The sequence below is a fragment of the Microbulbifer sp. GL-2 genome (assembly GCF_007183175.1).
Taxonomy (GTDB): Bacteria; Pseudomonadota; Gammaproteobacteria; order Pseudomonadales; family Cellvibrionaceae; genus Microbulbifer.
On sequence record NZ_AP019807.1, the window covers coordinates 571430 to 596051 of the forward strand.

Annotated in this window: 32 protein-coding genes and 1 tRNA gene; 15 read left to right on the forward strand and 18 right to left on the reverse strand. The window is 50.9% G+C overall.

The features are described 5' to 3' along the window. Nucleotides 1-52: 52 nt before the first annotated feature. From GL2_RS02545 to GL2_RS02620, 16 genes are all read right to left on the reverse strand, one after another. Nucleotides 53-931 carry a hypothetical protein gene (locus GL2_RS02545; RefSeq protein WP_143729154.1) on the reverse strand — a complete coding sequence of 293 codons (879 nt, stop codon included), beginning with the start codon at nucleotides 929-931 and terminating at the stop codon, nucleotides 53-55. A 200-nt stretch (nucleotides 932-1131) separates the two neighbouring features. After that, the gene (locus GL2_RS02550; RefSeq protein ID WP_143729155.1) at nucleotides 1132-1428 is read right to left on the reverse strand and encodes a hypothetical protein; all 297 of its coding nucleotides are present in this window, start codon (nucleotides 1426-1428) and stop codon (nucleotides 1132-1134) included. 7 nt (nucleotides 1429-1435) lie between these two features. Beyond that, a complete protein-coding gene (locus GL2_RS02555; protein ID WP_143729156.1) occupies nucleotides 1436-1807 on the reverse strand; it encodes a DUF2190 family protein in 372 nt (123 codons plus the stop codon). Nucleotides 1808-1900: 93 nt separating this feature from the next. Beyond that, nucleotides 1901-3943 carry a ClpP-like prohead protease/major capsid protein fusion protein gene (locus GL2_RS02560; RefSeq protein WP_143729157.1) on the reverse strand — a complete coding sequence of 681 codons (2043 nt, stop codon included), beginning with the start codon at nucleotides 3941-3943 and terminating at the stop codon, nucleotides 1901-1903. Between the two features lie 9 nt (nucleotides 3944-3952). Beyond that, entirely contained in the window at nucleotides 3953-5434 is a 1482-nt protein-coding gene (locus GL2_RS02565) for a phage portal protein (protein WP_143729158.1), read from the reverse strand. Next, complete coding sequence (locus GL2_RS02570) at nucleotides 5434-5649, reverse strand: primosomal replication protein PriB/PriC domain protein (RefSeq protein WP_143729159.1); 216 nt, start codon at nucleotides 5647-5649, stop codon at nucleotides 5434-5436. Before GL2_RS02570 ends, GL2_RS02565 begins: the two co-directional genes overlap by 1 nt. Next, on the reverse strand, nucleotides 5650-7647 hold the full coding sequence (locus GL2_RS02575; protein ID WP_172621035.1) for a terminase gpA endonuclease subunit: 1998 nt from the start codon (nucleotides 7645-7647) through the stop codon (nucleotides 5650-5652). It lies immediately after the preceding gene. Further along, a complete protein-coding gene (locus GL2_RS02580) occupies nucleotides 7619-8140 on the reverse strand; it encodes a hypothetical protein (protein WP_143729162.1) in 522 nt (173 codons plus the stop codon). The genes GL2_RS02575 and GL2_RS02580 overlap by 29 nt, the downstream gene beginning before the upstream one ends. Before the next feature lie 96 nt (nucleotides 8141-8236). After that, complete coding sequence (locus GL2_RS02585) at nucleotides 8237-8974, reverse strand: hypothetical protein (protein WP_143729163.1); 738 nt, start codon at nucleotides 8972-8974, stop codon at nucleotides 8237-8239. Next, nucleotides 8971-9174 carry a holin gene (locus tag GL2_RS02590; RefSeq protein WP_143729164.1) on the reverse strand — a complete coding sequence of 68 codons (204 nt, stop codon included), beginning with the start codon at nucleotides 9172-9174 and terminating at the stop codon, nucleotides 8971-8973. Before GL2_RS02590 ends, GL2_RS02585 begins: the two co-directional genes overlap by 4 nt. Then, nucleotides 9171-9539 (reverse strand): 3TM-type holin, encoded by a 369-nt coding sequence (locus GL2_RS02595; protein ID WP_143729165.1) that lies wholly within the window; start codon nucleotides 9537-9539, stop codon nucleotides 9171-9173. Before GL2_RS02595 ends, GL2_RS02590 begins: the two co-directional genes overlap by 4 nt. After that, the gene (locus tag GL2_RS02600) at nucleotides 9539-9916 is read right to left on the reverse strand and encodes a D-Ala-D-Ala carboxypeptidase family metallohydrolase (RefSeq protein ID WP_143729166.1); all 378 of its coding nucleotides are present in this window, start codon (nucleotides 9914-9916) and stop codon (nucleotides 9539-9541) included. Before GL2_RS02600 ends, GL2_RS02595 begins: the two co-directional genes overlap by 1 nt. A 197-nt stretch (nucleotides 9917-10113) precedes the next feature. Next, a complete protein-coding gene (locus tag GL2_RS02605) occupies nucleotides 10114-10572 on the reverse strand; it encodes a hypothetical protein (RefSeq protein WP_143729167.1) in 459 nt (152 codons plus the stop codon). A gap of 331 nt (nucleotides 10573-10903) precedes the next feature. Continuing rightward, on the reverse strand, nucleotides 10904-12658 hold the full coding sequence (locus tag GL2_RS02610) for a DUF5906 domain-containing protein (RefSeq protein WP_143729168.1): 1755 nt from the start codon (nucleotides 12656-12658) through the stop codon (nucleotides 10904-10906). Beyond that, nucleotides 12655-13692 (reverse strand): PriCT-2 domain-containing protein, encoded by a 1038-nt coding sequence (locus GL2_RS02615; RefSeq protein WP_143729169.1) that lies wholly within the window; start codon nucleotides 13690-13692, stop codon nucleotides 12655-12657. Before GL2_RS02615 ends, GL2_RS02610 begins: the two co-directional genes overlap by 4 nt. 271 nt (nucleotides 13693-13963) lie before the next feature. Continuing rightward, nucleotides 13964-14233, reverse strand: a complete 270-nt coding sequence (locus GL2_RS02620; protein WP_143729170.1) for a Cro/CI family transcriptional regulator — start codon at nucleotides 14231-14233, stop codon at nucleotides 13964-13966. 164 nt (nucleotides 14234-14397) lie between these two features. Between GL2_RS02620 and GL2_RS02625 the strand changes: the two genes are divergently transcribed. The 14 genes from GL2_RS02625 (at nucleotide 14398) to GL2_RS02690 (ending at nucleotide 21953) form a co-directional block, all read left to right on the forward strand. Further along, entirely contained in the window at nucleotides 14398-15018 is a 621-nt protein-coding gene (locus GL2_RS02625) for a helix-turn-helix domain-containing protein (RefSeq protein WP_143729171.1), read from the forward strand. 197 nt (nucleotides 15019-15215) lie between these two features. Beyond that, nucleotides 15216-15554 carry a LuxR C-terminal-related transcriptional regulator gene (locus GL2_RS02630; protein WP_143729172.1) on the forward strand — a complete coding sequence of 113 codons (339 nt, stop codon included), beginning with the start codon at nucleotides 15216-15218 and terminating at the stop codon, nucleotides 15552-15554. Continuing rightward, nucleotides 15551-15742 (forward strand): hypothetical protein, encoded by a 192-nt coding sequence (locus GL2_RS02635; RefSeq protein ID WP_143729174.1) that lies wholly within the window; start codon nucleotides 15551-15553, stop codon nucleotides 15740-15742. Before GL2_RS02630 ends, GL2_RS02635 begins: the two co-directional genes overlap by 4 nt. After that, nucleotides 15739-16041, forward strand: a complete 303-nt coding sequence (locus GL2_RS02640) for a hypothetical protein (RefSeq protein ID WP_143729175.1) — start codon at nucleotides 15739-15741, stop codon at nucleotides 16039-16041. Before GL2_RS02635 ends, GL2_RS02640 begins: the two co-directional genes overlap by 4 nt. Next, nucleotides 16038-16346 (forward strand): DUF6378 domain-containing protein, encoded by a 309-nt coding sequence (locus GL2_RS02645; protein WP_197736515.1) that lies wholly within the window; start codon nucleotides 16038-16040, stop codon nucleotides 16344-16346. The genes GL2_RS02640 and GL2_RS02645 overlap by 4 nt, the downstream gene beginning before the upstream one ends. Then, nucleotides 16346-16792, forward strand: coding sequence for a phage antirepressor KilAC domain-containing protein (locus tag GL2_RS21805; protein WP_232053744.1), 447 nt, complete (start codon nucleotides 16346-16348; stop codon nucleotides 16790-16792). The genes GL2_RS02645 and GL2_RS21805 overlap by 1 nt, the downstream gene beginning before the upstream one ends. Nucleotides 16793-16823: 31 nt before the next feature. Then, a complete protein-coding gene (locus tag GL2_RS02655) occupies nucleotides 16824-17507 on the forward strand; it encodes a hypothetical protein (RefSeq protein WP_143729176.1) in 684 nt (227 codons plus the stop codon). Between the two features lie 90 nt (nucleotides 17508-17597). Further along, on the forward strand, nucleotides 17598-17864 hold the full coding sequence (locus tag GL2_RS02660; RefSeq protein WP_143729177.1) for a hypothetical protein: 267 nt from the start codon (nucleotides 17598-17600) through the stop codon (nucleotides 17862-17864). Between the two features lie 248 nt (nucleotides 17865-18112). Further along, nucleotides 18113-18370, forward strand: coding sequence for a hypothetical protein (locus GL2_RS02665; protein ID WP_143729178.1), 258 nt, complete (start codon nucleotides 18113-18115; stop codon nucleotides 18368-18370). Beyond that, entirely contained in the window at nucleotides 18357-18803 is a 447-nt protein-coding gene (locus GL2_RS02670; RefSeq protein ID WP_143729179.1) for a hypothetical protein, read from the forward strand. The genes GL2_RS02665 and GL2_RS02670 overlap by 14 nt, the downstream gene beginning before the upstream one ends. Continuing rightward, a complete protein-coding gene (locus GL2_RS02675) occupies nucleotides 18803-19531 on the forward strand; it encodes a hypothetical protein (protein ID WP_143729180.1) in 729 nt (242 codons plus the stop codon). The genes GL2_RS02670 and GL2_RS02675 overlap by 1 nt, the downstream gene beginning before the upstream one ends. Further along, complete coding sequence (locus tag GL2_RS02680; protein ID WP_143729181.1) at nucleotides 19528-20460, forward strand: hypothetical protein; 933 nt, start codon at nucleotides 19528-19530, stop codon at nucleotides 20458-20460. The genes GL2_RS02675 and GL2_RS02680 overlap by 4 nt, the downstream gene beginning before the upstream one ends. Further along, nucleotides 20453-20698, forward strand: coding sequence for a hypothetical protein (locus GL2_RS02685; RefSeq protein WP_143729182.1), 246 nt, complete (start codon nucleotides 20453-20455; stop codon nucleotides 20696-20698). The genes GL2_RS02680 and GL2_RS02685 overlap by 8 nt, the downstream gene beginning before the upstream one ends. Before the next feature lie 31 nt (nucleotides 20699-20729). After that, on the forward strand, nucleotides 20730-21953 hold the full coding sequence (locus GL2_RS02690) for a tyrosine-type recombinase/integrase (protein WP_143729183.1): 1224 nt from the start codon (nucleotides 20730-20732) through the stop codon (nucleotides 21951-21953). A gap of 132 nt (nucleotides 21954-22085) precedes the next feature. Here GL2_RS02690 and GL2_RS02695 read toward each other — a convergent pair. Next, nucleotides 22086-22161: transfer RNA gene (locus tag GL2_RS02695), tRNA-Ala, on the reverse strand. A gap of 161 nt (nucleotides 22162-22322) precedes the next feature. Further along, nucleotides 22323-23798, reverse strand: a complete 1476-nt coding sequence (gene gltX / locus GL2_RS02700; RefSeq protein WP_143729184.1) for a glutamate--tRNA ligase — start codon at nucleotides 23796-23798, stop codon at nucleotides 22323-22325. A 279-nt stretch (nucleotides 23799-24077) separates the two neighbouring features. On the opposite strand from gltX, the gene GL2_RS02705 reads away from it, so the two are divergent. Further along, nucleotides 24078-24602, forward strand: coding sequence for a hypothetical protein (locus GL2_RS02705; RefSeq protein ID WP_143729185.1), 525 nt, complete (start codon nucleotides 24078-24080; stop codon nucleotides 24600-24602). Nucleotides 24603-24622 lie beyond the last annotated feature (20 nt).

Here is a 24622-nt window from a genome sequence, read left to right on the forward strand (position 1 = left end):
CGCCCTGGGGCAATCCGAAGCACAGCGTAGGTTTGGCCCTAGCAGCAATTTGTTATCTGAATACTTTTTTTCCAAACTGATCGTGATCATAGCTGAACGCCTCAAATAATTTTGAGTTTGCCGCTTTATCCGGGTTTTTCCTTATGTACTCATCAAAACTAGCTTTATGCTTTTCTGGTATTTGGTCGTATGCATCTGATACTGCCTGGGCCTTCTCAACAATGTAATTGATAAAACCATCAGGCCACCAATATTCTCTTGGCCTAATCTTTCCGTGTTTAATGGCTATTCTGCTAGATCTCATCTTTTTCAGATCACTTGCTTTAACTATTCCCAAAATAATGAAACTGGGGAGTTTTGTGTATATGTATAAATCTTTTGAGTTGCCAATAATATCCATCGCCATTGTACGCAAAAAATATCTATTGATATTTGGTGGCAACCCTGTTTCTGTTGTAGACTCAATTCGTTCTAGCGGAAATACATGTTGCTCATACTGGTATAAGTTCGATTCCTCGCCCAGTAAAAATTTCTTCAAGTGTTGCTCAGCAACATCGAGAGATTTGTTGTACTCGTCAGATTTTTTCTCGGCTTCATTCTTACTACGTATATATGTAAGAGTTCGCCAAGACAACGATGCACATAGCCTTGACATCCATTCACCATAATTTGCTACAGATTCACCTTTATCTGCAAATGGATAAAAAACCTTGTTTGCAAACTCTCGTTCCCAGTCTGAAAACAGCTCTTCACAACCTCCACAAAGCCAATACTCTTTCGCGATATCCTGAGCACGCTTATGAACTTCGTTACCTTCCCGAAGGTAGCCAGTAACACCTGTTTTCTTTACCCATTTTCCAATGAACTTTGGAATGAAATGACTTTCTTTTAACGCCGATTCAGATTGGCAAAGCCGACATACTCCTTGCATCCCAACCTCCTAGTTCAGATAACATTTATATAGTGATCATCATGACCACTATTATCTTGACTACTATTTCTGATACAAATTTACGCCAACACGCCATCTTCTTCTAGTAAATTTATAGAATTCGGCCACTTAACACTGCCGGCCCATCTGAAAAAATGATCAGGGTAATCATAAATCCTGTACTGCCCCACCCACTCAGGCTACCCATCCACCAGCACCCGCCAAACCACCCCATCATCCGCCAGCCGCTTGCGCACCTGATACGCCACACCACCAAGGGTAATCACCGCTTCTGCGTTATAAGCCCCCACCTCACTCACCAGCAGACTCAATTCAACACGCGGTACCCGCACGCGCTCATCTTCCTCGAACTCGTCAACCTCCTGATCTTTTATCACACGGCAATCAATAGGCTCGCCGCCGCTACCATCATCATAGGTAGCGACCTTGCCCCATTTGCGAAACGCGCGCTCTGCGGCTCGTTGGTCCAGATCCATGCTTCACCTAGGCCTTCACGGTGCCCGGTACGCCGGTAAACTTGACCGCTAGGCTGGTAACGCCATTACCGGCTGCCTCTGCGGCAAAGGCGGTAGGGCCGGTGATATCGCCAGTGGCTGCGGTGGCTGCATTACTATCGAATGCGCTGGAGGCAACCACCCAGGTGAGGGTTTCCCCCTGATTGATCTCTGCGGCGGATACCTTGGGCACGCTGAATACGCCATCAATGGCGAGCACGCCGGTTTCACCCACGGCGATATCATCCATCGCTACCCCCAGCACTGCGCCTACTGCTAACACCTGGCCAGAGGTAATCACCGCGCTGGTGTTGTTGGTGACATCCAGCATGCGTCCGTCTTGCACAAAATTCGTAGCCATTCTCTTTCTCTCGATTGGGTTAATAACTGAAAGTAAAAAGGCCGCGTGTTGCGGCCCTTTCAAATTTGATTTGGGTTGAGGTATTAGTAGGTATTAGGTTTTGGGCGTTTTCACCATGCCTTTCGCATCCCAGGCTTTGGCGGCGGCATCGAGGCGCACTTTGAATTCCACCCCGTCAATATTCCAGCCGTTTTGCTGTTCCAGCACTGGGGCCTGCTGGCCATCCAGGTAGAGAACTTCGATAGTGTCGTGCGCTACCGGGTCAGCATTGAGGTACCAACCGTTATGACCGCTAAGGCGACCATCAGAGAGGACGCTAGCAATATTGCGCACGCTGTTGGGTACAGTGTTGGATTTCTCGGATGCACCCACTTCAAATTCCGATTCCAGCGCTACCTTTGCGGCACCCTCGTCGGCAATATCACACAGCAGGAATTTGGGGCGGATATTCAGGAAGGCGGTGCCGTCCTTCTGTTTGCCCATCAATACTCGTGCGGCGTCGATGCTGGCGGTGTTGATACCAGACTTGGTGGCGAGGTTGCCGTGGTCGGTGTGGAACAGGGCTTTGCCATCGGCCATTTGTGGGTTGTTGAGCAGGATGCTAAACACCAGGTCTCCAACGGTACGGACCGCAGCAAGGCCCATTTTTTGTGGGATGCGGGTGAAGGCTCCGAGGTCGTCATTAATAATCGCCTGGCGGGTAATAGAGAACATTTCCCCGTAAGTGGCCAGGGCGGCGGTTTCGGCACGCTCGCCGATACTGACATATTTAAATTCTGCACCCGGTGCCACTTGGCGCAGTGAGGGGAAGGTGCCGAGATCCGTGCGGGTGGCGATCTTAAAATCGCTCAAGTTACCGGTGGCGGTAAACTGCGGAAAAACCTCTGCCGCTTCTGAGTAACCTTTCAGCATCGATTTATTGGCGATATTACCCAGGACCGTGGCGAAGTCTCCAGAGCTGTGGGTAAAGGCTGCTGCAACAATGCCCATCTTATCCAGACCCGCTAGGTTCTGGCCGTGGGCCTGCATCAGAATGCGGGCAATCTCCATCATGGTGTAGCCGGTAAGCTCGTTGCCTTCGGTGCGCTTTTCACCGAGGGCGCGCATGGCAATGGCATTTTCTGCATCGGCTTTAATGCGTTTAATACCCTCACCTTCCTGCACGACCACGCTGTAGCTTTGTACTGGGGTTGGGGTTTGATTACCCAGAGCTGTGAGTAACTGGTCCTTGGCTTTTTCCGCAGTGCACTCCATATCATCCAGGCAGGATTGCATGACGGTGCTCTGTGCTTCAAAACCTTTAAATACGGCTTTGATATCGTCTTTGCGTTGCTTTTCATCGGCTGCAAATTGCGCTTTGGCATCGGCGGCAATCTGGGCTTTCATTTCTGGTGTAACCCCGTTGTCGGTGGTTGCACCCGGCTGTCCGGGGTTGGATTTAGGCATGGTCTGCGCTTCCTTGGTTTGGGTTGGGTTGCCTGCAACTGCAGACGGGAATCGAACGGAATCTGCCCCCAGAGCAACTAATGCGCTGATGGCTTGAGGGGTATGTTTGAATTGGTTTAAGTGATCAGCACTGAAGCTTGCAGCCATTTCCACTGCTGCTGTGGTATCGGTAGCAAAGCCGGCCTCTACCGCCTCAGCGCCGGTATACCAAGTCTCGTCATCCATCACTTGGCTGATTTCCTCATCGGACATTCCGGTGCGTGAGGAATACAGGCTTTTCATGGTGGTTTTGACTTTTGCCAGCAGGCTCTTGGTCTTTTCCAGGGCACGCTCATCACCTCGGACACCGGCACTGGGGTTGTGCACCATGTAATAGGCATTTTCGGCAATATGAACCGTATCCCCGGCGAGGGCGATTACACTGCCCATACTGGCTGCGATGCCTTCAATCCAGGTTTCCACTTCGGCTTTATGATCTTTGAGCAGGTTGTAAATAGCCGTGCCGTCGAACACATCGCCGCCGGGGCAGTTAATGTGCAGATTGATCTTGCTGACATCACCGAGGGCTTTGAGATCTCGGGCAAAGTCTTTGGCAGTCATATCCCAGTAGCCGATGGAGTCGTACAGATAGATATCGGCTTCAGTGTTATTTGCGGCAGCGGTGATGCTGTACCAGGATTTATTCGGCATGGCTGCCTCCTATTCAGATTGAGTTTCTTGTGCGGGTACGGCTTCGCGTTTGGTTGGGGTGGTGATCTTGTTTTCTTTCAGCTTTTGCTGCCAGGCAGCGGTTTGCTTAATCACATCGTCCGGCTTTTTGCCACGGCGGCGGATGGTCTGCTGTGGGCTGACCAGTACATTTTCCAGCAGGGTTTCATCGGCGCTGGCTTCGTGGGCTGGATTAATCCAGGGCATCACCGGGGTAATAAAATCGACGTGCATTAGGGTTGCCGGGTCAACATCAGCGGGCACTTTAAAAGCATCAGCCAGTAGGCCCATCTGCACCCAGCGCCGGGTGACCGGCTCCACAATCTCTGCGCAGAATTCCAGGCTGAGGGTTTCGTAATTGGCCCACTGCTCTACCAGTTCCTGCCGCTGTGAACTGTAAGTGCCGTTGTAGTTTTTACTGATGCTGCTAAAGCTGGCCATGGTGCCGGCGGCAGCCATACGGTGCATGGTTTCTAAAAAGGGGGTTAGCAGGCCGCTGGGGCGATTACTTTGGAGAGTGCCGACAGATTCCCCAGGACGTAGATCGTCATAGATGGCACCGGCACGGATATCCAGAGTGCGGTTTCCATTCTCATCATAAGAATCAGCGTCATAAGTATCAGGGCTGCCCTTCTGGATAAAACCCACCATGGCCGAGGCAATCTTGGCGGCGACGCGTTCGTTTTCTTCATAGTCTTTAATATCGTTGAGGCGATTCATTACCGCGGCAAAAATAGAAACCCCACGGGTTTGGTGCAGACGGCGCACAAACTTCAGGTGCTCGATATTGTCAGCGCTGTGGCGCCTGCGTTTCATGCGCCAGTTCAGCGAGGCGCCAGGGTGTTCGTCGTACAGCCAAAAACCTTTGGCTTCGCCCCAGGCGGATTTTTCGATGCCCTGTACGATGCGTTTGCTGGGATCGTTGTAATCCACCGGCAGAAAATCCGGTTCCAGGCATTCGATGGTGTAAGGCACCGGGGTGCGGTGCTTTAGGCCGGGTACCGAGCCCTGCAGGTGCCTCAGCAGTGTTTCGCCATCGCGCAGCCAGGTATTGCATAAAAGCCGCTGGGATTTGGCCCAGCTGAATTGCCGGGTACATTCCGGGCGCCGCGCCCACTCTTGGTAAGCGTCATTCATTTGGCTGGCGAGACCTTCATGGATATCGCCGTCCCAGGTCTTGGGTTGGAATTCCACATCAATACCGCGTGGGCCAACGATGTTGTTCACCAGGGTGGTGAGAATGCCAAAGGCAAAATCGTGGTTTTGCTCCAGGTGCCTGGCCTGGCCGCGCAGGGTTTCCACGCTGCCTTCAACCACCAGATCGCCACTTCGATTATCACCGGGGTTTTTTCTGAGTCGGCTAGGTCGCGCAGCTTCATAGGCGGCGGCAATATCCAGGGCGCGCCGGGCTTGCACACGGCGCAGGGCGGCCTCGGGGGCAAAGAACCCGATAACAGAATCCAGTTTGTTCATTAGTTAAAGTTCGCGTAGGCGGGCCCACGGCGTTTGCCGGCAGCCTTTAATGTTTCTTGAAGTGCGCGGCCTTCCCACTCCTGCCGGCCAGCACGGATTTCCTGCAGGTTCTCGGCGGTAAATTGCCGTCCATTAATCACCGTGGTTTTTCCGGCGAGCACGTCTATCTCGGCCTCGATATAGAGGTCGACCATGGCTTGTGCGGTTTTCGACATTTAACTATCCAGTAGGGAACCGGCAGGCTGTGATGGCCGCCGTGGTTGTTTTGCAGCTGGCTTGGGTTGTTCGGGTTTTTGTTGAGGTTCGCTAAACAGGGTGCGCTGGCCCAGGCGCGATTCGATGGTGGACCACTTTTTCTCGTTGTATTTATGCATACCCATGGCATGGGCTGCGTGCAGAGCGTAGACCTCGGTATCGGTGCCCTCGTTGGGCCGGCCGGGGCGCGGCTGCCAGGTTTCCCTGCCTCGGTTTTTCTTACTGGGGGCTTTGACTTCGGCGGTGACCTGCTCCCAGTAGTCCTGCCGCACATGCTTGCAGCTGTGCATATAAGCGCTGGTGCCCAGTAAACGCTTGGCCATTAGGTCTTTGGCTTTGTGGGTGCCAACCATATACACCTTTACCTGAAAGCGGTCTGCCTTGGTGCGACGCTTGGGATTATTAAAATCCACCTGCCGGGGCTGGTTAAAAATTTCCTTGGTGCCGAAGTCATTACTGTCACCTTTAATCGCCATCACCAGCACACCGCGATATTTTTTATCGCGGGTTCGCACCCAGTGATACACCGCGTTGCTGGTGCCACCATCGGAGGAGTCGATGCTCACCGCTGCTGCGCGGATCTCGCCGAAGCGCTCATGCTCAAAGCTCTGGAACACCAGCTTATCCAGGGCAGCCCAGCAATCATCTTTCTTGTCGGCGGTATCGCCATCGATCTCGCCCCAGAACATTTGCCAGCTTTCTTCATTACGGCCAAAGGCTCGAATGGTGATAGCGAGTCGGTCATGCTGAACATCGATGCCGACCGTTACCAGCAGGCCAGTGGCAGGACAAAATAATTCCGGGTAATCCTCTGCGGCCTCTTGCAGTTTTTCATGGTCCAGCAGACGGCTGGCGGCATATTGATAAGGCCGGCCCAGTTTGTTGTTCTGGAATACGATGCGCGCAGACTCATCGCCGCTTTTGGCTTCGTGTTCGGCTTCGAGAAAATCCCGCACCACATCGGCGAGACCGGTGCCGGGGATACACACATAGAGTTCCGATAGCTCCATAAAGGTTTCTATCGGTTCGATTTCATCTTCGGCGTAATCCTCGCTGCATTGGGTTTTTACCCAGCCGGCAAAGTCATCGCCATTTTCCTGCGCGGTTTTACAGGTCTGTAGGATATTGGCCTGGCGGCGGTAGTCATCCCAGACACTGCCACAGTGCGGGCAGCTATACACCGCGCTTTCTGGCTGGTGCAGGCCAAATACCGGGTGCGGAGTGCCGCCCTCTTTTTCCAGCCAGCTGACGTTTTCCCAGTCCAGTACATGAGACTCGCTACAGTCGTGACAGGTCACTGGCAGCACCCGCATGGTGCCGAGCTTGATGTAGTGCTCCACCTGGGAAAGACCCGCTACCGCTGGCGTACCACCGATAACTAATTTTTTATTACGCATGCGCTTGAGGCGTTCGCGCAGGTGGCGAATAGAATCGCCCTGATCGCCGACATCTTTGTTGGTATCGTCCGGCTCCTCCACATAGCCCCGACGGGCTGAAGTAGATTTCACATTGGAGATTGAGTTGGAGCCAATGGTGCGTACTTCACCGCCGGGGAATTTCTTCCGCGTCGTGCGGCTGCCCCCTTTGCGGCTGGTGGTAACATCGATCACCTTATTTACTGCTGGCGACCCTTCGATAATCGGCACCAGCTTTTCATCCATAAACTGCCGGCCCTTTTCATCTTTTGGGAACAGCATCAGGATACGGGCTGGATCGGTGGCGGCACATTTGCAGATATCGGTGGCCAGCAGAACCGTCCAGCCAATCTGTGCGGCTTTCTGCATCACTACCATCCACGACACCGGACTATCCAGCGCGTGCATCACGCCCCAGAAATAAGGCACATAATCGTTGCGGTAATAGCCGGCGTTGTCGCTATCCTCAGATGGCAGTTTGATATTGTCTGGCAGCCACTCAATCAATGGCACTTTAGGCTGCGGTATCCAGGCTTCCCGCACCTCCTTCACCAGGCGCGAGAGATTCGATCTCGTAACTACCAATAGTTCTGAGGGCAGCGTCAATGTTTGGCTGTAGGGGGTCACGGTCGATGGTAATTGCATACTGACTCTCTATCGCAATAATTAAGTTATCGCACGCCCCTAGAAATTCATTTTTCCCAACCTTCGTCCACTCCACCATAGCTTGGCGAACTGACTCAATATCAAGTATCAACTTATCTTCCCGGTAGAACTCGCGCCTCAATTTCTCCGCACTGAGCCTTGCCTTATCTGCATCAGCCAGATCTTTTTCTTTACGAGCATCATTTATCTGACGGCCTGCTGCTTCAATCCGCAGCCTTTCACAGTATTCTTGAAGCCAAACACCAAAGTTGGCGCCCTTCGTCAGCACCCCAGCCTGCACATGCTTTGCAATCGCCGGCTGTGAAGTACCAACCAAGCGAGCAAAGCCCGACTGAGTAGCCTGATCATCAAGTGATAGGTTTCCAGTCAAGGTATAACCCCTAGGAGATTTCAGATAGCTGTTAAAAAAACGGGGTCCGAATTACCCGTGCGCCGGATTTCTCAGGAGGACCCATTGAAGTGTAATTCAGCGTCGCTTGGCGGTTGCCAGTGCGCGCTCCATCGCCTTTTCCAGCTCGATCGGGATGTGCTTTCGGGCTATGCCCTCAGCAATTTGAAAGAATGGAAAACGCTTGCGGTATTCTGGTTTCTTTTTAACGAAGATTAGAATGGGCTGAACCGACCTACGACGCTTGTACCCTACCCTTTTCCAGACTCCCAAGGTGCCCTCAATCTTTCCGACAAAGTAACCCTTGGTAATACCGCGCTTGGATTTACTGCGCTGACTATCGGTAGCGTTTTGCGTTGAGTCAGAGTTGGCCCTGACCTGGGATAAGATCTTGTTGTAAGTGCCCGCGCTGATATTGCCGTGTTTATTCAGCCTCGCCATTTCACCATGCACTGCATACATCCCCGCAGGTAGCAGGCCAGCAAAGCGCAGCGCCCGCTCAAATCGTTTTTCATTACGGCTAGTGCCAAACACCGCCGGCGCCAGGTATTTACTAGGCGCTGTGCCTTTGGTGGCATGATCACGGATATATACTTTGGCACGACCAGAGCGCTTGGTCGCCTTATCTATCAGAACTGAATTCAGAGTTAACTTGACTGGGTTCATAAAAACCCGGCCCATTGCAGAACGCTCTTCCCCTCGAATCCTAAAGGCCACATTGTTCAAGGCTACAGAGCCAGCATAAGGCAGCTGACGCTGTAACTCGGCAGATGCACTATCAAACGCTGAAGTATCAATGCTGACATTAACCGTCATGAGTCTTCACCCTGCTGCTCCTGCAGCTTCAAGCGCTTATGGTTGTAATACCAATTCACCACCAGACCAACCGCAGCGATCAGTACACCCGCAAGCCCAAGCCAGTTGTTTGCAAGCCAACCCGCAAAAGTTCCAGCACCAATGGCAGTCATATAGCCAGCCTTATCCGCTATTTCTCTCAGAGCATCCTGAAGTGTCATGACTGCTTCCAAGCCCTCACCGCTTTTTCAGCGCTGCGCCCCACGACATAACCACCGAGGCCGATTTTTACGATTTCCAGAAGAGCAAGAGCCTGACTTTCGCTGAGGTTTGGAGCTGTCCACCCCAGCCATTGAGCCACGATCAGCCCCACGAACGTGAGCATTGTTACTGGCCGCCAGTTTCTTTGTAGCCATGATTCTCCCTTAGCTTCTGCAGTGATTACCTGAGTAGCCGCTTTCAGCTCCTCCAGGTCCATTGAGATTAACTTTGAATCCACCTGCGCCTTTAGTCGATTGGCCTCTGTCTTATCTGGGAATGCCTTGTCTATGACCTTGCCGAGCAAGTTGGATATAGCTGAAATCATTAGTAGCTCCACACCGTAGGGCGCGCACGCTCGCCAGAAATAGAATCAAGGTCATCCAAGTGGATAAACCGCCTTTTGATCGGCCCTTTCTGTTTCACCCCTATACCAGTGAAACCCTCTTCTAAGGCAATTTTCATAAGCTTGTGCGCCCCGCTCACAGCCACAGAAATATCAACAGCCTGCCCGGTGGCATGGGTCATGGTCGCATTTAATCTGGCGTTATGAGCTGGGCAACGGTAGCCGGAATTAATAATCATCGGCTTGCCATATCGCTCCCTAACTCGAATTAACCGTCTAAGCGTTTCATCTTTGAAATGATTTTTGCCACAACAACGACAGGCCAATTCCGACTCTATGAAATAGTCGTTCTGGAACATAAAGCCTCAACATTTAAGCAAAAAAAAGGCGCCCAAAAGAGCGCCGCTAAGTACAGGAAAGAATAAGCAATGAAAATAAAACCTCAGAAACGAAAAAACCCGGCTGGGGGAGCCGGGTTTCTTCTTACCCACCTATGGCAGGCTGCCTATATTTAATATTTTATTATCACGGATGTAAACCCCTAAATTCAAAATATTTACGCCACTCTTGGACCTTGCGAACCAAATAGCTCCACATCTAATAAAACATGGGCAGCATCAAGGTGGCGGTAATAGGTAGGAACTGAAACACCAGCGGCCTTCGCTTTACCCTTAGCAGATAGGCCCTCCCGTAAATACTGCACTTTTACTACCTGCCTAAGAATCTCTGGCAATTTGCGCACAGCACCCTCAACCTCCATAGGCTCCTCATCAATTAACACCACTGGCCCCTTGCCTCGCTGCCCCTGGCCACTGCCTGCACGCATATTGGCGGTAATTCTTCGAGCCCTGTAGGTTATCGGGCTCACCCGTATCTCATTGGTCCACTGGCCAGAAGATGAAGAGTTCACACCGTTCTCCATAATCGCAGCCATCGGCGACTTATATTGCCGCGCCATACTTCCAATCACCTGAAGCGCCCAATCAAGCAAACGCTTTTCTACTCGCTCAATCATCTCAACACCCTTTCTGGTTAATTCCTTTAAACGGATACCTACGGATACATTACGGAGAACAAAAATATACCCCTCCGAGACTGCAGCCCGCATGGCTATTAGGTTTTGATTCAATTTCGGAGAGCACGGGGACATATCGCCTCACGCGCACGAAAAAAATTTAAGAGCCGAAAAATCCCCGAAGAGAATACACGCACATGTGCGCACGCGTGCGCGCGCGAAAAGGCCCCGTGCTCTCCGAAAATCGCGCAAAGTAAGACGTGGCGCGGGCTGTAGTCTCGGAGGGGGTATTGGTTACCTCTCCGAAAGCCCTCTGAAAGACTCCGAGGAATCATTGCTGCACCTCAGTAAATGCACCAATACTCTCCCGAAAATGACGTACACACCCCGACAACCATTCATGCTGAGTTTTCCCAGCTGGCAAATCGCGGACAAAGAAAAACGTGCCTGTCACACTTTTCTTTGCTGGTTTCCCGAAACCACCAGGAGAATCATAATAACGATTAGGTTTTCGATCTAATGTGCGAGCTGCATTCTGCAAGAACTTATCTCGCCTAAGTGGCGAACCTGCATAAGACTCCTTACACCACTGCACATAAGCGTAAAAGAGGTCATTGGTTAGACAAGTGCAATAAGGCGCGTCAAGCTCATCAGCTTGCCATTCTTTCAGAAAACGCTCCCAACTGGGAAGCCCAAAATCAATCAAACTCTGTTTCGCAGCAGTAATGGGCGGCTCAGTATGAGTAGTAAAATCCTTTAGATCGACCTGCAGCAACCAGGCATAGAAAGCTTCAGCACCGCCATTTTCCAACTCATATAGAACCGCGTTTTTTATTTTCTCAGAGAGCTTCTTTTCTGGCCATACCACCATGAAACGCCGGTCTGAGGCTTCCACCGGGAATGGTAAAATTTCATTCGACAGGAAGACAGCATTCATATAATTTGCCTCTTCCCAGCCGCTCACAAACTTCTTCTCAATCCTCACCGTTCTACCGGTGATCATTTGTTTTAGTGCACCCTGATGTGAGTATTTATTGGAGCGTGAAAATATTTCCTCAAATACCCCATAAAGTAGGTTAGACATCCAGTCTGTATACTGCCCCTCCATTTGCTGCTGGCCGAGAGTCTGCGAATACTCTCCATATACAGCCCGCATCACTTCATCAAATAGCAAAGACTTGCCTGATCCATGTACCGAGCTGTGCATTAATATCGCAGAGCCCATTTTAGAGCCCATATGCTGCAGCGGATATGCAAGCCAGCGAATCATCCACTCAAAAATATCATTATCTTCATTGGTCAACTGCCACAATAGATGCCGGATATTCTGGCACTTATCGTCATCACGCCTAGGCTTAAGCGGAAGCCCTCTGAACATATTTATATGCGTATCTGGATCAACTCTTCGTGAAGGATCAAAAACCAGATTTTCTTTATCTACCTTGCGCCGATTCTGATGGCGATACCAAATATCATAAGAGTCCGGGTAGGCATGGCGGATATCCTGCAAGCGCACAATATCTCTGCGGCGCGCATCCCAGGCAGTATCACTGACCTCCAAGTAGGTGAAACGATCCAGCATTTCACCCACTCCCCCCTCCCCCTTTGTGGCGGCCTGGCGCGCAGATATAAACCGTCGTACATCCAGCTCAAGCACCTTGCGTTTATCGCCAGCATCCATGAATTGCTTATATATCTCTGTGCCTACCTCAGCTTTAAATGCAGCAGATTTCATTTCCTTGTGCTGGTGCTCATCCCATACTTTGGTAGTGCCTGAAATCAAAGCGAAGCGCTTTTTCGCATCCTCCAGAGTAATTTCGCGCGCCTCTGCCGTTATAGAGGGTACGGGAGAATCTATAGACCCACTAACAGGTTCAGAATATTCAGGCGGTATTTCGTCAAACGGCGGTGCATCAGACTGCGTAGGGGATTCCGCAGGAGCCACAGCGGGCTCCTCAGAGGATGGGGGACGGGGGAAGAACACCACATTTTCCATAAAGACACCCCACTGCCGCCGCACCTCCTCCAATCCGTAACGACAGTGGATATCATTAAAATCAAATCCTTTTTTCTTGCCCTTACTCACGCGGCCTCCTCCATTTCTTCCTTCAGAGAGGGAACCCAAACAGCAGCATCACCCACAGCTCTTGCAGCTGCATTCGCCTTCACCACACCATCATTTATATCTAAGTGCAGATCATTATCAGCAGCGAATACCATATTCTGATCAGGGAAGCGCTCGCGGACTAACAGAGCCACCGGCATCAAGTTGCCACAATCAAAACAGATTAATACCGGGCACTCCGTGGCCTCATGCGCGCTAGCACCGGTAGAGAACCCCTCAACCAATATCAATGGCTTGCGTGGGTCCATCTTCCCAAGGAGCACATACAGCCCAGACTTACGCCCATTGCGCAGAAATAATTTTTTGCCGGTTGGCGTGATAACTTGTAGATTCCAAATCACACCATCTACATCAGTCATAGGAACCGCAAAATACCCACTCTTGAAATAGTGGAATTTCGGACGCTCCTCTTTCGGCAACTTAAAGAACTCAGATATTTTTTCATGCTGCGCAATTCTCTCTAAATGATCTACCCGCTCAACTAGCAACAGTGCAGAACGAAAAAAACGAACCCCATGCGCACCAATTTTTTTTACCCCCAGGTATTTGCTGCGCCCTGCCGGTTTTAATTCTGACCAGATTGCCTGCGCTTGCTGTTTTACAGCCTCATACCACGCAGCCACCTCAGCCTCCTCTTTGCGGATATCCTCGGCCCGCTGCTTTTCCCTAGCTGCTTTTTCCTTAGCCCATGCAGCCTTTTCTTCTGGCGTTAATTCTCGCCGCTCAAATTTATATCCGCCCTCCTTCGCCTTGGCGAACAGTGAGCCGATACCAATACCACCGGCAGAACGCTTGAAACTTTTCCAGGTGCTTTTCGCCGCGCGCGGGCAATAGTTGTCAGCTTGCTGGCTCCATTCATCCCAGATATCAAATGCGGAATCACCAAACTCCGCTTTAATCGCCATACCCATCTCAACCCAGGTATCACGCACGGCATAATCGAGAACAAACGTGAGCGCACGGCGCACATCATCCATAGTGCACTGTTCGTACATAGAGAATTCCCCCTAATACAGAAGCGCCCAAGGCGCAGTGAAGAGCGCCGGTCTTTCCCGGCTGTCAGCAGTCTTTCCCGCTGTCTCTAAAGCGGGCCGGATTGGTATCCCTCACCGGCCCTTCCTGTGGGTATCCGTTAGAAACCTGTATAAATACCCATCTACCGCACCTGATTAACGCCCCATCCCATAAACAACAAAATGGCAAGACAATAAAATGGGGAATTGAAAATGATCGTTATTCTGGTTTCTGAAACTAACCCGCACCCGCTCAGCTTGCCTGCTGAACTTCTGGCGTTCCTTGTTGATCAGCAAAAACGTAAAGCCCTGCAAGCTTCGGGCAAAGATCCTCAGCCCGAACCGCACCGCCTGTCAGTTGCTCAGCGCGCAGAGCCTCAACAGCCGGCACCTCAGTCTTTTTTCTCAGCCAATTGCTGATAGTGGGTTGCTCTACCCCCAAAGCCTTGGCCGCCTTCGCTTGCGACTTAAAGAAAGCCACCAAGTCTCGAACTGGGCCATATACCTCATTGGTATCGTCCATAGGTGCTCACAAAATGCTGTTACAGGTAAGTTCTGAGCGAGAATATAAAAAACGTTATAGTCAGGTCAATAAGAAATTGTATTAGCCGGGACTATAAGGAAATTTATATTATTGAATTGAAGCCTATCAATCGTGGCGTATAACTAGTCTCAAAGAGGGAAACCGTGACCGACTCAATACAAAGTCGATTAAAACTCGCTAGAAAAGCTGCCAAGCTCAGTCAAACTGAGGTTGCCGAGGCCGCCGGGATTACTCAGCCGGCCTATAGCCAGCTAGAGAGCGGCAGAACTCGCAAAGGCACCTCACTCATCCCCATCGCCCGCGCCCTGGGAGTTGACGCGCATTGGCTTACCAGCGGTCGAGGAAAAATGCATGGTGAAAGCATTGAAGATATTCGCCTCCGCAATCTCCAATTGGAGATTGATATTCACGGAGAAGAATTGATTAGCCAAAGACTTGAGAGTGTCATCCCTGGCGGTCTTCAGAAAGTACTAGATGGGAATATCTCGATAACGAACCGTTTAGCTCGACGGATAGAGCCCCCACTTCAGCATCCACAAGGCTGGCTTGACTATCCCCACGATGAAATTGCTGATGCCATAGACCTTGATAATGAACACTTAGGGGATTTTGAAGAAAGTGACGAAGCCCTAGAGAAGCCACTGCAGAAAGATTTCATAGAGCTGGTAAAGCTAATCAAAGAAAAAATCCAAGATGGCTCACTTGATCATGACCTTGCAGAGCACCTGAAGCAAAACATCCGAATCATGACCAGAAAAAAATAGCCATCATTGACCCAATCCAAATAGCTAGGATCTCGTCAAACAACTTCTAACTCGTATTTCCCACCTCACAACCCCCACCCTCTTCAATGTCTCCCAGGATGCAACGGCATCCTACACGCCAAATTATAAAATTCTTTATTGACCTGAATTATTACATTCCTTATATTTTGAGCATCAACCAAGGACAGGGCGCTCAAATGCACACCACCGCCAACCTCAGATCACTGGCCCCACGCCAGGCCGAAGCGCTGACGCACCGCGCCAGAGGGCTATCCAATCGCGAAACCGCCCAGGCCATGCGGTGCTCTGTGGCCAACGTCACCAATTTGCTGGCTGAGTGCTTCTACAAGCTGCACGCCCGCAACAGCACAGACGCAGTGGCTAAAGCGGTAAAACACGGATTAATTCAATTCGCCCTGATCGCCTCAGTTCTTAACGGCATTGGTTCAGATGCACAGGAACAACTGCGTACCCGCATCCAACGCCGCCCCACAGTTCGAACTATTCGCATCCGCAACCGGGAGAACTTCGCATGAGCGCCATCGTGTTTGTACATCCAACTGCCATGAGTAAAAGCAATATCGACCACCTCAAGCGTCGTATTGCATTGATCGACTGTGGCAACCAGAAATCTCAGCGCATCCGCTTGGTACAGCCAAAACCTACTTTTGCACGGCCAGTAAATACCAACGACTGGCCACCCTTTGGAGGTGACGCCGCATGAACCAGATCAACCACGCCCACAGCGTGGAAACCCTGCTCACCGTCGCCAACGGATATTCCGGTGCCAGCAAAGCTGCCGCATTGGTTTTACTTTCCGCCTGGAATAGCAACGATTTTTCGCTCCCTATTGCGGAACTCTCATTGCTCGACGGCGACAACTTCTGGCACGCCATCAACGTTATCAACCTGCGCTACCACGGCAAATCACCACAAAACGTAATTGAGGATGGTGACAAAAAATTCCAAAGCCTCTACTGCGAATGGAAACACCTGGAAACTCAGAGGAAGAAAGCCGCATGAGCACAAAAGAATTTTCACCACCGGATTACAGCGCCCCTGCCTTCCTGGAAAAGGGCGTCCAACACATGCGCGACCGTGCCGAGCAACGCGACAGCGAGGACGGCGAGCGCTCCATGGTCAAAACCGTAAACGCATTTAATGCCCTGTACGGACACTGCCTCACCGAAGAGCAAGGCTGGATGTTTATGGTGCTCCTCAAACAATCACGCGCAAGCTGTGGCGTATTTGTGGCAGACGATTATGAGGACGGCGCAGCTTATTTCGCCCTAGGCGGTGAAGCCGCCGCAAAAGCCAGGGCCCAGTAGTGAGCGAGTTCTCGCGAATCTTAGACCTCTACGAGGAACTAAGCAGCAAATTGAAACTGCTGGAAAGTGAAAGAGAGGGTATGTGCGAGCAGATCGCCACGCTTTCCGAAAGTATTCAAGGCCAATCTCCAGAACAGAAAAATAATTCAGGAGGCAATATGAAAAAAGAAAAGCTACTCACCATTACCCAAGCTGCCCGAGCAGTAAAAATAGGCAGAAACAATCTTCTGAAAGTAATGCGTGAAAATGGTTTATTGCACGAGAGTGAACCTATGCGCAATTCGCCAACGAAATATGCTGTCAGGCAAAGACTTTTAGTTCCCAAAACCTCTGAATTCAACAGGGGGCCTGTGACAGCACAGTACATTACCGCACTGGTAACGGCCAAAGGCATAGTTTGGATTCGCGATCTTATTGAAAAGCCAACTATCCCTCAAGCCAGCTAAAAACCAATAAACATACACAAAGGATTGAAAAATGGAACTACAGAAACTCGTCACTGAAAGTCTTGGCAAGTACATCGACAGCGGAAAACTGGAAAAGTCTATCGACTCAAAAGTTGAATCAACGATTGTTGGAATTCTAGACTCAGTACTCCGCGAATACAGTGATTTTGGAAAATCCCTCAAAAAAGCTATTGAAGATAAAATCTCTATCTGCACAAATCAAATAACCCTGCCCGAGTACAACAAATATATTACCGACATGATCGGTGAGCTGTACATCAAAGCTCTACATGATCAAGCAGGCGCGCATTTAAAACCACTACTTGATAAGGCTCTAAAACCTGTTCCATCCGTAATGACATCTAAAGAGTTCTTAGAACTTATTAAAGAGGAATGGCAAGAACAGCATCTTCGCAATGAGCATAAAGAAATAATACTGGAGTGGAAGCGTTCCGAAGATTTTATAGATGTGAAAATCCTCCACGGTGAATATTCATTCAATAATGTCGAGATTTCACTTTATAAGGACCGCAATGAAGAGCATCACTATATCTCGATTCTCCGAGAGGATGGCAAAAACTTTAGAAGAGGAGTACAGGCGCACACAGCTAATTACGGGCTTCCCGGTGAACTATTCAAGCTATACGCCCGACGAACGTTGATAACCGGTATAGATGAAGTCTACGGCGATTCAATTTACCTCGATTACGATTAAAAACCTTTACCCGCGCTCCAGGCGCATCAGTCAGCTGTAACCGTTAGGGCTGCCGGTACGGAGCCCAATTTTAATTAATTGGAGAACCTCATGGATAGATACGCACTATTCACCGGCACCTACAACTTAATGATGGGTGGCATTAAAGATTTTAAACGCTCTTACGCTACCGTAGAGAAAGCCTACGAAGAGGTAGAGCGTATTGCCAAAAATGACCCCTTCACAAAGTGGGCGCAGATCTTCGACAAGAAAACCGATACAGCAAAAATTTATCGAATCAAAGATAAAAAAATCACCGAGGACAAACCCACAGATTGCCCTCACTCAAAAGCGACCGAAGCATCGCAAGTCACCTAACCCTAAATAAAAACCAGCTTTCTAAGCCCGCCCAGTGCGGGCTAAGTGGGTGCAGGGCTAGGCCCAATTAATTAACCAATTATTACACCCAACCGAGGACAAAACAAAATGATAGCGCAGGGGTAACACCCCTAGAGTTGAACTGAGCAAGTGAATTAACACATTCGCGAACCCTAAATAACTCCATAAGCCCGCCTCGCGCGGGCTAAGTGGGTAGAGGTAATTAATAAAAGAATTCGGTGAAGAGCATGACAAATTTTATATCTGGAGTAACTCGCCATATATGCATTGATATCCAAGGCGCGCTAAGGAAATCCGATAGGTGGCTAGATGGGATTTTGCAGGATGCAGAAAGCGGAAGAGAAATGTCTCCAAATGAGGTACGGCATTTTCTCCGCAAACAGCAGGAGAAAGGACTTAGCTTCTTTAGCGGTTGCGACAACATGGACTCCTCTGGACGCTGCGCAGGACATCCACTAGAGGAAGATAGCAGTGGCCAAGCGTAAACCCCGCAAACCCATGAGTAAACAGGCCCAACACGCCCGCCGGGTAAATCACTGGCTGAATGGCCTAATCCTCACCGCGCGCAGTAGCACTGGCCTGGATACCGATGGCGATCCCATTTTAAAAATCACCCACCGCCGCCTCTTCGAGTCAGTGGGAGAAATTGCCCGCGCTGATTACCAACACGAAATCTTGAACTGGCAACACCACTGGCAAGTGACGGTATTTGTCGAATGCGAGAGCCCAGAGGGTGATTTCTATAGCGAATCAACAGAGTTCGAGGCGCGTGGAGTCCGCCTAAACGATCTGGCCGAGCTGGTACGCCCAGAGCTGGACACCATCCAAAGCAAGGCCAACCCCAATCACTACAAAGACCACGGCTGGCAAGCAGAGATTTTGCCAAATCGTAAACAGGAAAAAGGGATAGCAGCATAATGAAGGAAATACCTATTTTATTTAATGGGGATATGGTGCGGGCAATTCTGGATGGACGTAAAACCCAAACGCGCAGGCTGATAAATCCGCAGCCATTTAATGGCGTAAGCGATGAGGAGGCTATCAAGCAAATTGGTGGTTTGCCTGCCGGCCGCTCCTTATATCAGGAGATCAACAGTGCCTGGCAAAGCAGACTTGTCGACATCGACTGCCCTTTGGGTGAACCGGGTGACCGCCTATGGGTGCGAGAAACCTGGAAGCCGGATTTGTGCGCAATTGACGCCTGCGACTGCGGATGTGTGAGGGTCGAGTATTTAGCTGATAACAGTTTCACATACTTCGAAAATGAAAGTATCGCTGAAAGCTGGACCATGCCCAAATCAGCCCAGGAAGGAAACGATACACCCTCAATCCACATGCCACGCTGGGCCAGCCGTATCACCTTAGAAATAAATACCGTTCGCGTTGAGCGTATTCAGGACATCAGCAAAGAGGATGCGAAAGCCGAAGGTTTACGCTTGCATAGCCTCTACCGGGAGTGGGGCGGTGTCGAATTACACCCCGATTCTCGGCCGGACCTGCCGCAGTGGCGCTGGTATGACAACCCCGTCGAAGCATTTAAAAACCTGTGGGAATCCATCAACGGCGCCGGCAGCTGGGATCAAAACCCCTGGGTATGGGTAATTGAGTTTCGCAGAGTAGAGCAGCAGGCGGAGGCCGCCGCGTGAAACTTTGGCAATCCCTCACCGGTATCGCCGCCCTGATATTCTGCAGCACTAGCCTGGCATTCACGGTGCAGCTGTGGATATCCATGCCTGCCGGCATTGGTGGGCAGTTGGTGGCAGGTGCCACCGCAGTGGCCCTGGAGCTATGCAAATTTAGCTTCGCCCCGCTGGGCCTGTGGTTGTGCTGCCAGGGGCAAAAGAGCGGCTATGCCCTGCTCTGCCTCTGGCCACTGCTGGTAGTGATCAGCATTGTTGCAACCGTTGGATTCCTCGCCACCCACAGCGAGGAACAGCAACAGCGCAGCACCCGCAACAGCCAGGAATACCAAGCGTTGCAACAGCAGCTAAACAGTCTGCAACAGCAAATAAACACCTTAAACGGCCTGATCAACACCGATGCCAGCAACGGCTACCGCCAGCGCGCCATTAATACCGCAACCCAGTTATCCACATTAGAGACTGAACGCACCCAGCTGATAGAAAAGCTATCCACAATCGAGCATACACCCAGCACTCACAGCGCCTTCAACAGCCTCGCCAACACCCTAAACGCAGATCCCGCGCGGCTTCAGCATATCGGCTTCCTCGCGCTGGCAATCATCACAGACATAGTGGGGTTGGTTGCGTTACTAGCGTTTAACGCCGCTGCAACGGTTGGTAAACGGTCTGCAACGCTGCTGCAACAGCCCGAAACAGTAGAACAACAGCCAGACCACATCGCCCACCTCAGCGAGAAACAGCAGCAACTAGCTCGACGTATCCGCGCCGGTGAATTCGGTAATGAGCCAGTGTTGCGCAACATCAGCAACGACATCACTGGCGGATACAGAACCGTTAAACCCGTTTTCGACGCCCTGCAGCAAGCAGGCGCACTCACACGCAACGGCCAGGGGTTTGCTTTGGTACACCAGGGAGGGCTGCCCAATGGGTAAACTGGTAAAGGGGACGAGTTGGGCTCGCGAGCAATTCGAAAAAGGCTCCCGCCCAGGTAAGGAGAAAATTCTAGACTGGATCGAAGCCGAGCATATCCCCGGCCAGATCATTGACGGGGAGCCATATGTGGACGCCGACAGATTCGCCATACGCGACCACACCGGCAAAACCCCAGCCCAAAATACTTCTGCCAATGATAGCCAGCCCAAAAGCGGGATGGACTTGCTGGCAGGTTAATAAGACAAAACAGCAGTAATCGAGCAAGGAAATGGCCAGACCTAAAAAGACCCGCATGTGGGGTGATACCCCGCTACCGGAAAACCTCTACCCTGACTGCCGTGAGCGAGAAAATTATTGGCGCTATCGTCGCCCAGATCTAACAGACAAAGTTTTCACGGCCACGCTTGAAGACGCTATCCGCATGGCCGAGCAGGCGAATGCTCAGCGCGGCACAACCACAGAGGTAGACCGAAAGTCGGTTAAAGCCCCCGACAGAGCAAGCTTCGCGTATCATGCTACACGCTACATAGAATGGCGTATGGAGAATGACCCTCACCTATCCAACAAGGCCAGTTGGCGCAATCGCTGCAATGCACTAAAACGTTTTGGCGAAGATTTTGAAGCCACCCCAATACATAAAGCCAAGCTAACCGATCTACGTAAATGGTGGGAATCCCTTAGTTATCACCAACAGCACGCACGCCGCGCTGAATTTAATAAATTCTTTAATTTCCTTATGGCGGAAGGGTTATGCAAACTAGATAGCAACCCTTTTACCACTGCCGACGACCGGCCCCGACTGCTGGAAAAAGGCAGGCCCATAAAAAAACGTCAGCGCCTCACTCTAGAAGCCTATTGGGCCATTTACGCAAAGGCAGGCGAAGTTGGCTATGAAGCACTTCAAATCGCCATGGGTATTAGTATGCTCACCACCATGCGTAGGGCTGATATCTGCGAGCTAAGATTTGATAGGCACATACAAGATAATCATTTACGCAAAACGATTAATAAATCTGAAGCCCAACGGAACAGCCTTGCTGCTAGCCATTTAAGCTTTAACCTGAAAACTCACCAACAGCTCAGCAAGCTAATCAGCTACGCCAGAGAACTAAGTCTTAGGAATTACCGCTGCCCCTATGTGCTTAGCCACACACCCAAACAGCGCAGAATGGGAAATACTAAAGAGCATGTTTGCCAGGTAATCCCCGACCGGCTCAGCGATATGTTTACCGAAGTTCGCAACGCTACCGGCTTATATATCAACCTACCTAAAAGCCAAACGCCGCCCAGCTTCCACGAAGTGCGAAGCTTAGCTTCTGATCGGTTTAAGCGAATGGGGTATGACGTGAAATCAGTGCAGCAGCTAATGGCTCATACTGATGAGCGTGTAACACAGGCTTATCAGGCCGGGCATGGCATCGACTATGAAGAGATAAGTATTTACTTGGATGAGCAGGCAATTGGAAAGGAATTCTGGATAGGGAAAATTTAGACGAAAAAAAAGGGCCAGAAAGGCCCTTTTTTTATTGCTGCGAGTTTGTGTTCACGTTTGTGTTCAATTTGTGTTCACTTGATAAGAAGCCGTTAGCTTCTTCTCGCAACCCCTTGATATACAAGGGAAATTTGGTGGAGCTAAGCGGGATCGAACCGCTGACCTCAACACTGCCAGTGTTGCGCTCTCCCAGCTGAGCTATAGCCCCAAATTTTGTTGCTTGACGTTTCCGTCGAAAGCGGGGCGCATTTTAGCAAGGTTTAGACACCTGTCAACAGAAAAAATAACTTTTTAATCAATTAGTTAGCTGCCAACACTGCATGCCCTCAGAAGCTGTCACTTTCTGGAGCATGCAAAGGTGGAAAAGCTTTAATTGAGTCCTGCGTACTCTTTTTCCCAGCGCTTCAGTACTTTTTTCCCGGCGCCGCCGAGTACGTCGATCGCCTGGCGCAGGCGGGCGCGGCTGAGGTCGGGGCCTAGCAGTACCATGGCTTCCATCACAGAGAAGGAGGCGGTGGTGCCGCTGATGGCGACAAACAGCGGGGCATTGAAGTCTTTCAGCTTGATCTCCATTGCCGTAGACAGGGCCTTCACGGCCTGGAAGATGCTGTCTTTGTCCCAGGCACGCAGGGCTTCCAGGCGCCACAGGGCAAATTGCAGCAGTTTCTTCTGGTCATCCAGGGGCAGCTTGTTGCCGCTGAAGCTCTCCTCGGTCAGAGGCAATTTGCCGGAGGCAAGGAAGCTGACCAGAGGAGCAAAATCACCGAAGGTCTCCATTCGCTCTTTGGCCTGTGGCAGTACCTTGAGCAGGTTTTCGCGGTTAAACATCCACTCAGTGAGACGATCGGCGAGCTGTTCGTTTTCCAGCTCCCTGATCCACAGGCCATTCAGCCAGGACAGTTTCTCCACATCAAATACCGGACCACCCAGAGAGACACGCTGGATATCGAAGTGCTCCAGCATCTCTTCGAGGGAGAACTTCTCGCGCTCGTCCGGCATGGACCACCCCATACGCCCCAGGTAGTTCAGCAGGGCTTCGGGCATAAACCCGGCGCGCTGGTAGTAGAGGATAGAAGTGGGGTTCTTACGCTTGGACAGCTTGGTCTTGTCCGGGTTACGCAGCAGTGGCAGGTGACAGAGGATCGGCATCTCCCAACCAAAGTACTCGTACAGCAGCTTGTGCTTGGGCGCTGAGTTAATCCACTCTTCACCACGAAGTACATGGGTAATCTCCATCAGGTGATCATCTACCACATTCGCCAGGTGGTAGGTGGGCATACCGTCGGACTTGAGCAGAATTTGGGCATCTACCTGCGCCCAGTCAATCTCGATAGTGCCGCGCAGCAGGTCTTCCACCACACAGGTGCCGCTCTCAGGTACATTCATGCGTACAACATAAGGCGCTCCGGCGGCGCGGCGCTTCTCTACCTCTTCTTCCGGCAGAGCCAGATCACAGGGCTTCAGAGAGGTGCGGCCCGCTTCGCGCAACCCTTCACGCAGCTGTTCCAGCTCTTCCGCGGTACGATAGCAGTGGAACGCATGTCCTTTCTGTACCAGCTCGTCGCAGTGAGTTTTGTAGATATCACCGCGCTCACTCTGGCGGTAGGGGCCGTGAGGGCCTCCAACATCGGGGCCTTCCTGCCAGTCCAAACCCAGCCAGCGCAGGCTGTCTAGAATCGCTTTCTCGGATTCCGGGGTGCTGCGCTGTTGATCGGTATCTTCAATACGAAGTACAAACTGGCCGCCCTGTGCTCGGGCAAAGCACTGGTTGAAGAGGGCGATATAGGCAGTACCAACATGGGGATCACCGGTTGGTGACGGTGCAATTCGGGTTCTTACGGTCATGACAAACCTGATAGAAGGTGGATAAAGGACTGTTCAAGGCGCGGGATTATAGCGCTGGCTTGCCCCTGGGCCCAGGCGGCATTTTTTCAACTAAAAGATGCTTTTCATGCCACAGTTCAAATAAAGTACACAATTGACGTGACTTGAATCACGAAAAAAGTATGATTGCCGCCATAAACATGGAATAGCTTGACTAACGCATTAGCCCTCGGTTTTGCAGGGGTTTCCGCGAGCAGCTTTTTCTCAGAACGATAAATTAACGGCTCAGGAAGACACGCCATGCAAAAAAAAGTAGTTCGCTCTCTGGTCGCAGCAGGCCTGCTTTTCAGTATTTCCTCAACTACTTTGGCGGCTACAGACAATCAAAGTAGCCAAATCGAACTTAAGTTCAACGCAACAATTGATATTGACGGTGTTGAAAACATTTTGATTGAAGATCCAACACTGGGTAGCGATGCAACTGGTGAAGACGGTTTCTGTGTAGGGGGGTTCGGCTTCCCTACCTTTAGCATTACCTTTGAAAGCAATGATGGCAAAAATGATACTGAATTCAGCCTAATTAATAGTGATGAAAGCCAAAAAGTTAATTACAGCGTCGGCTTTGACAACAGTACCACGGGCAGCTTCACTACTGTCACTCAGGGGGTTGCCCTGACCAACCAAAAGCGCAATAACGCTTCCTGCTCCGGTACGGACAACGCCAGATTCCAGATCACAGTCGCCAATGCTGATTGGCAGACTTCTGATGTACTGGATGGCACAAGCTATACCGATACCCTCATGATCACCGTAGCTTCCGAATAATATTGGCTAACGGTTGGGTT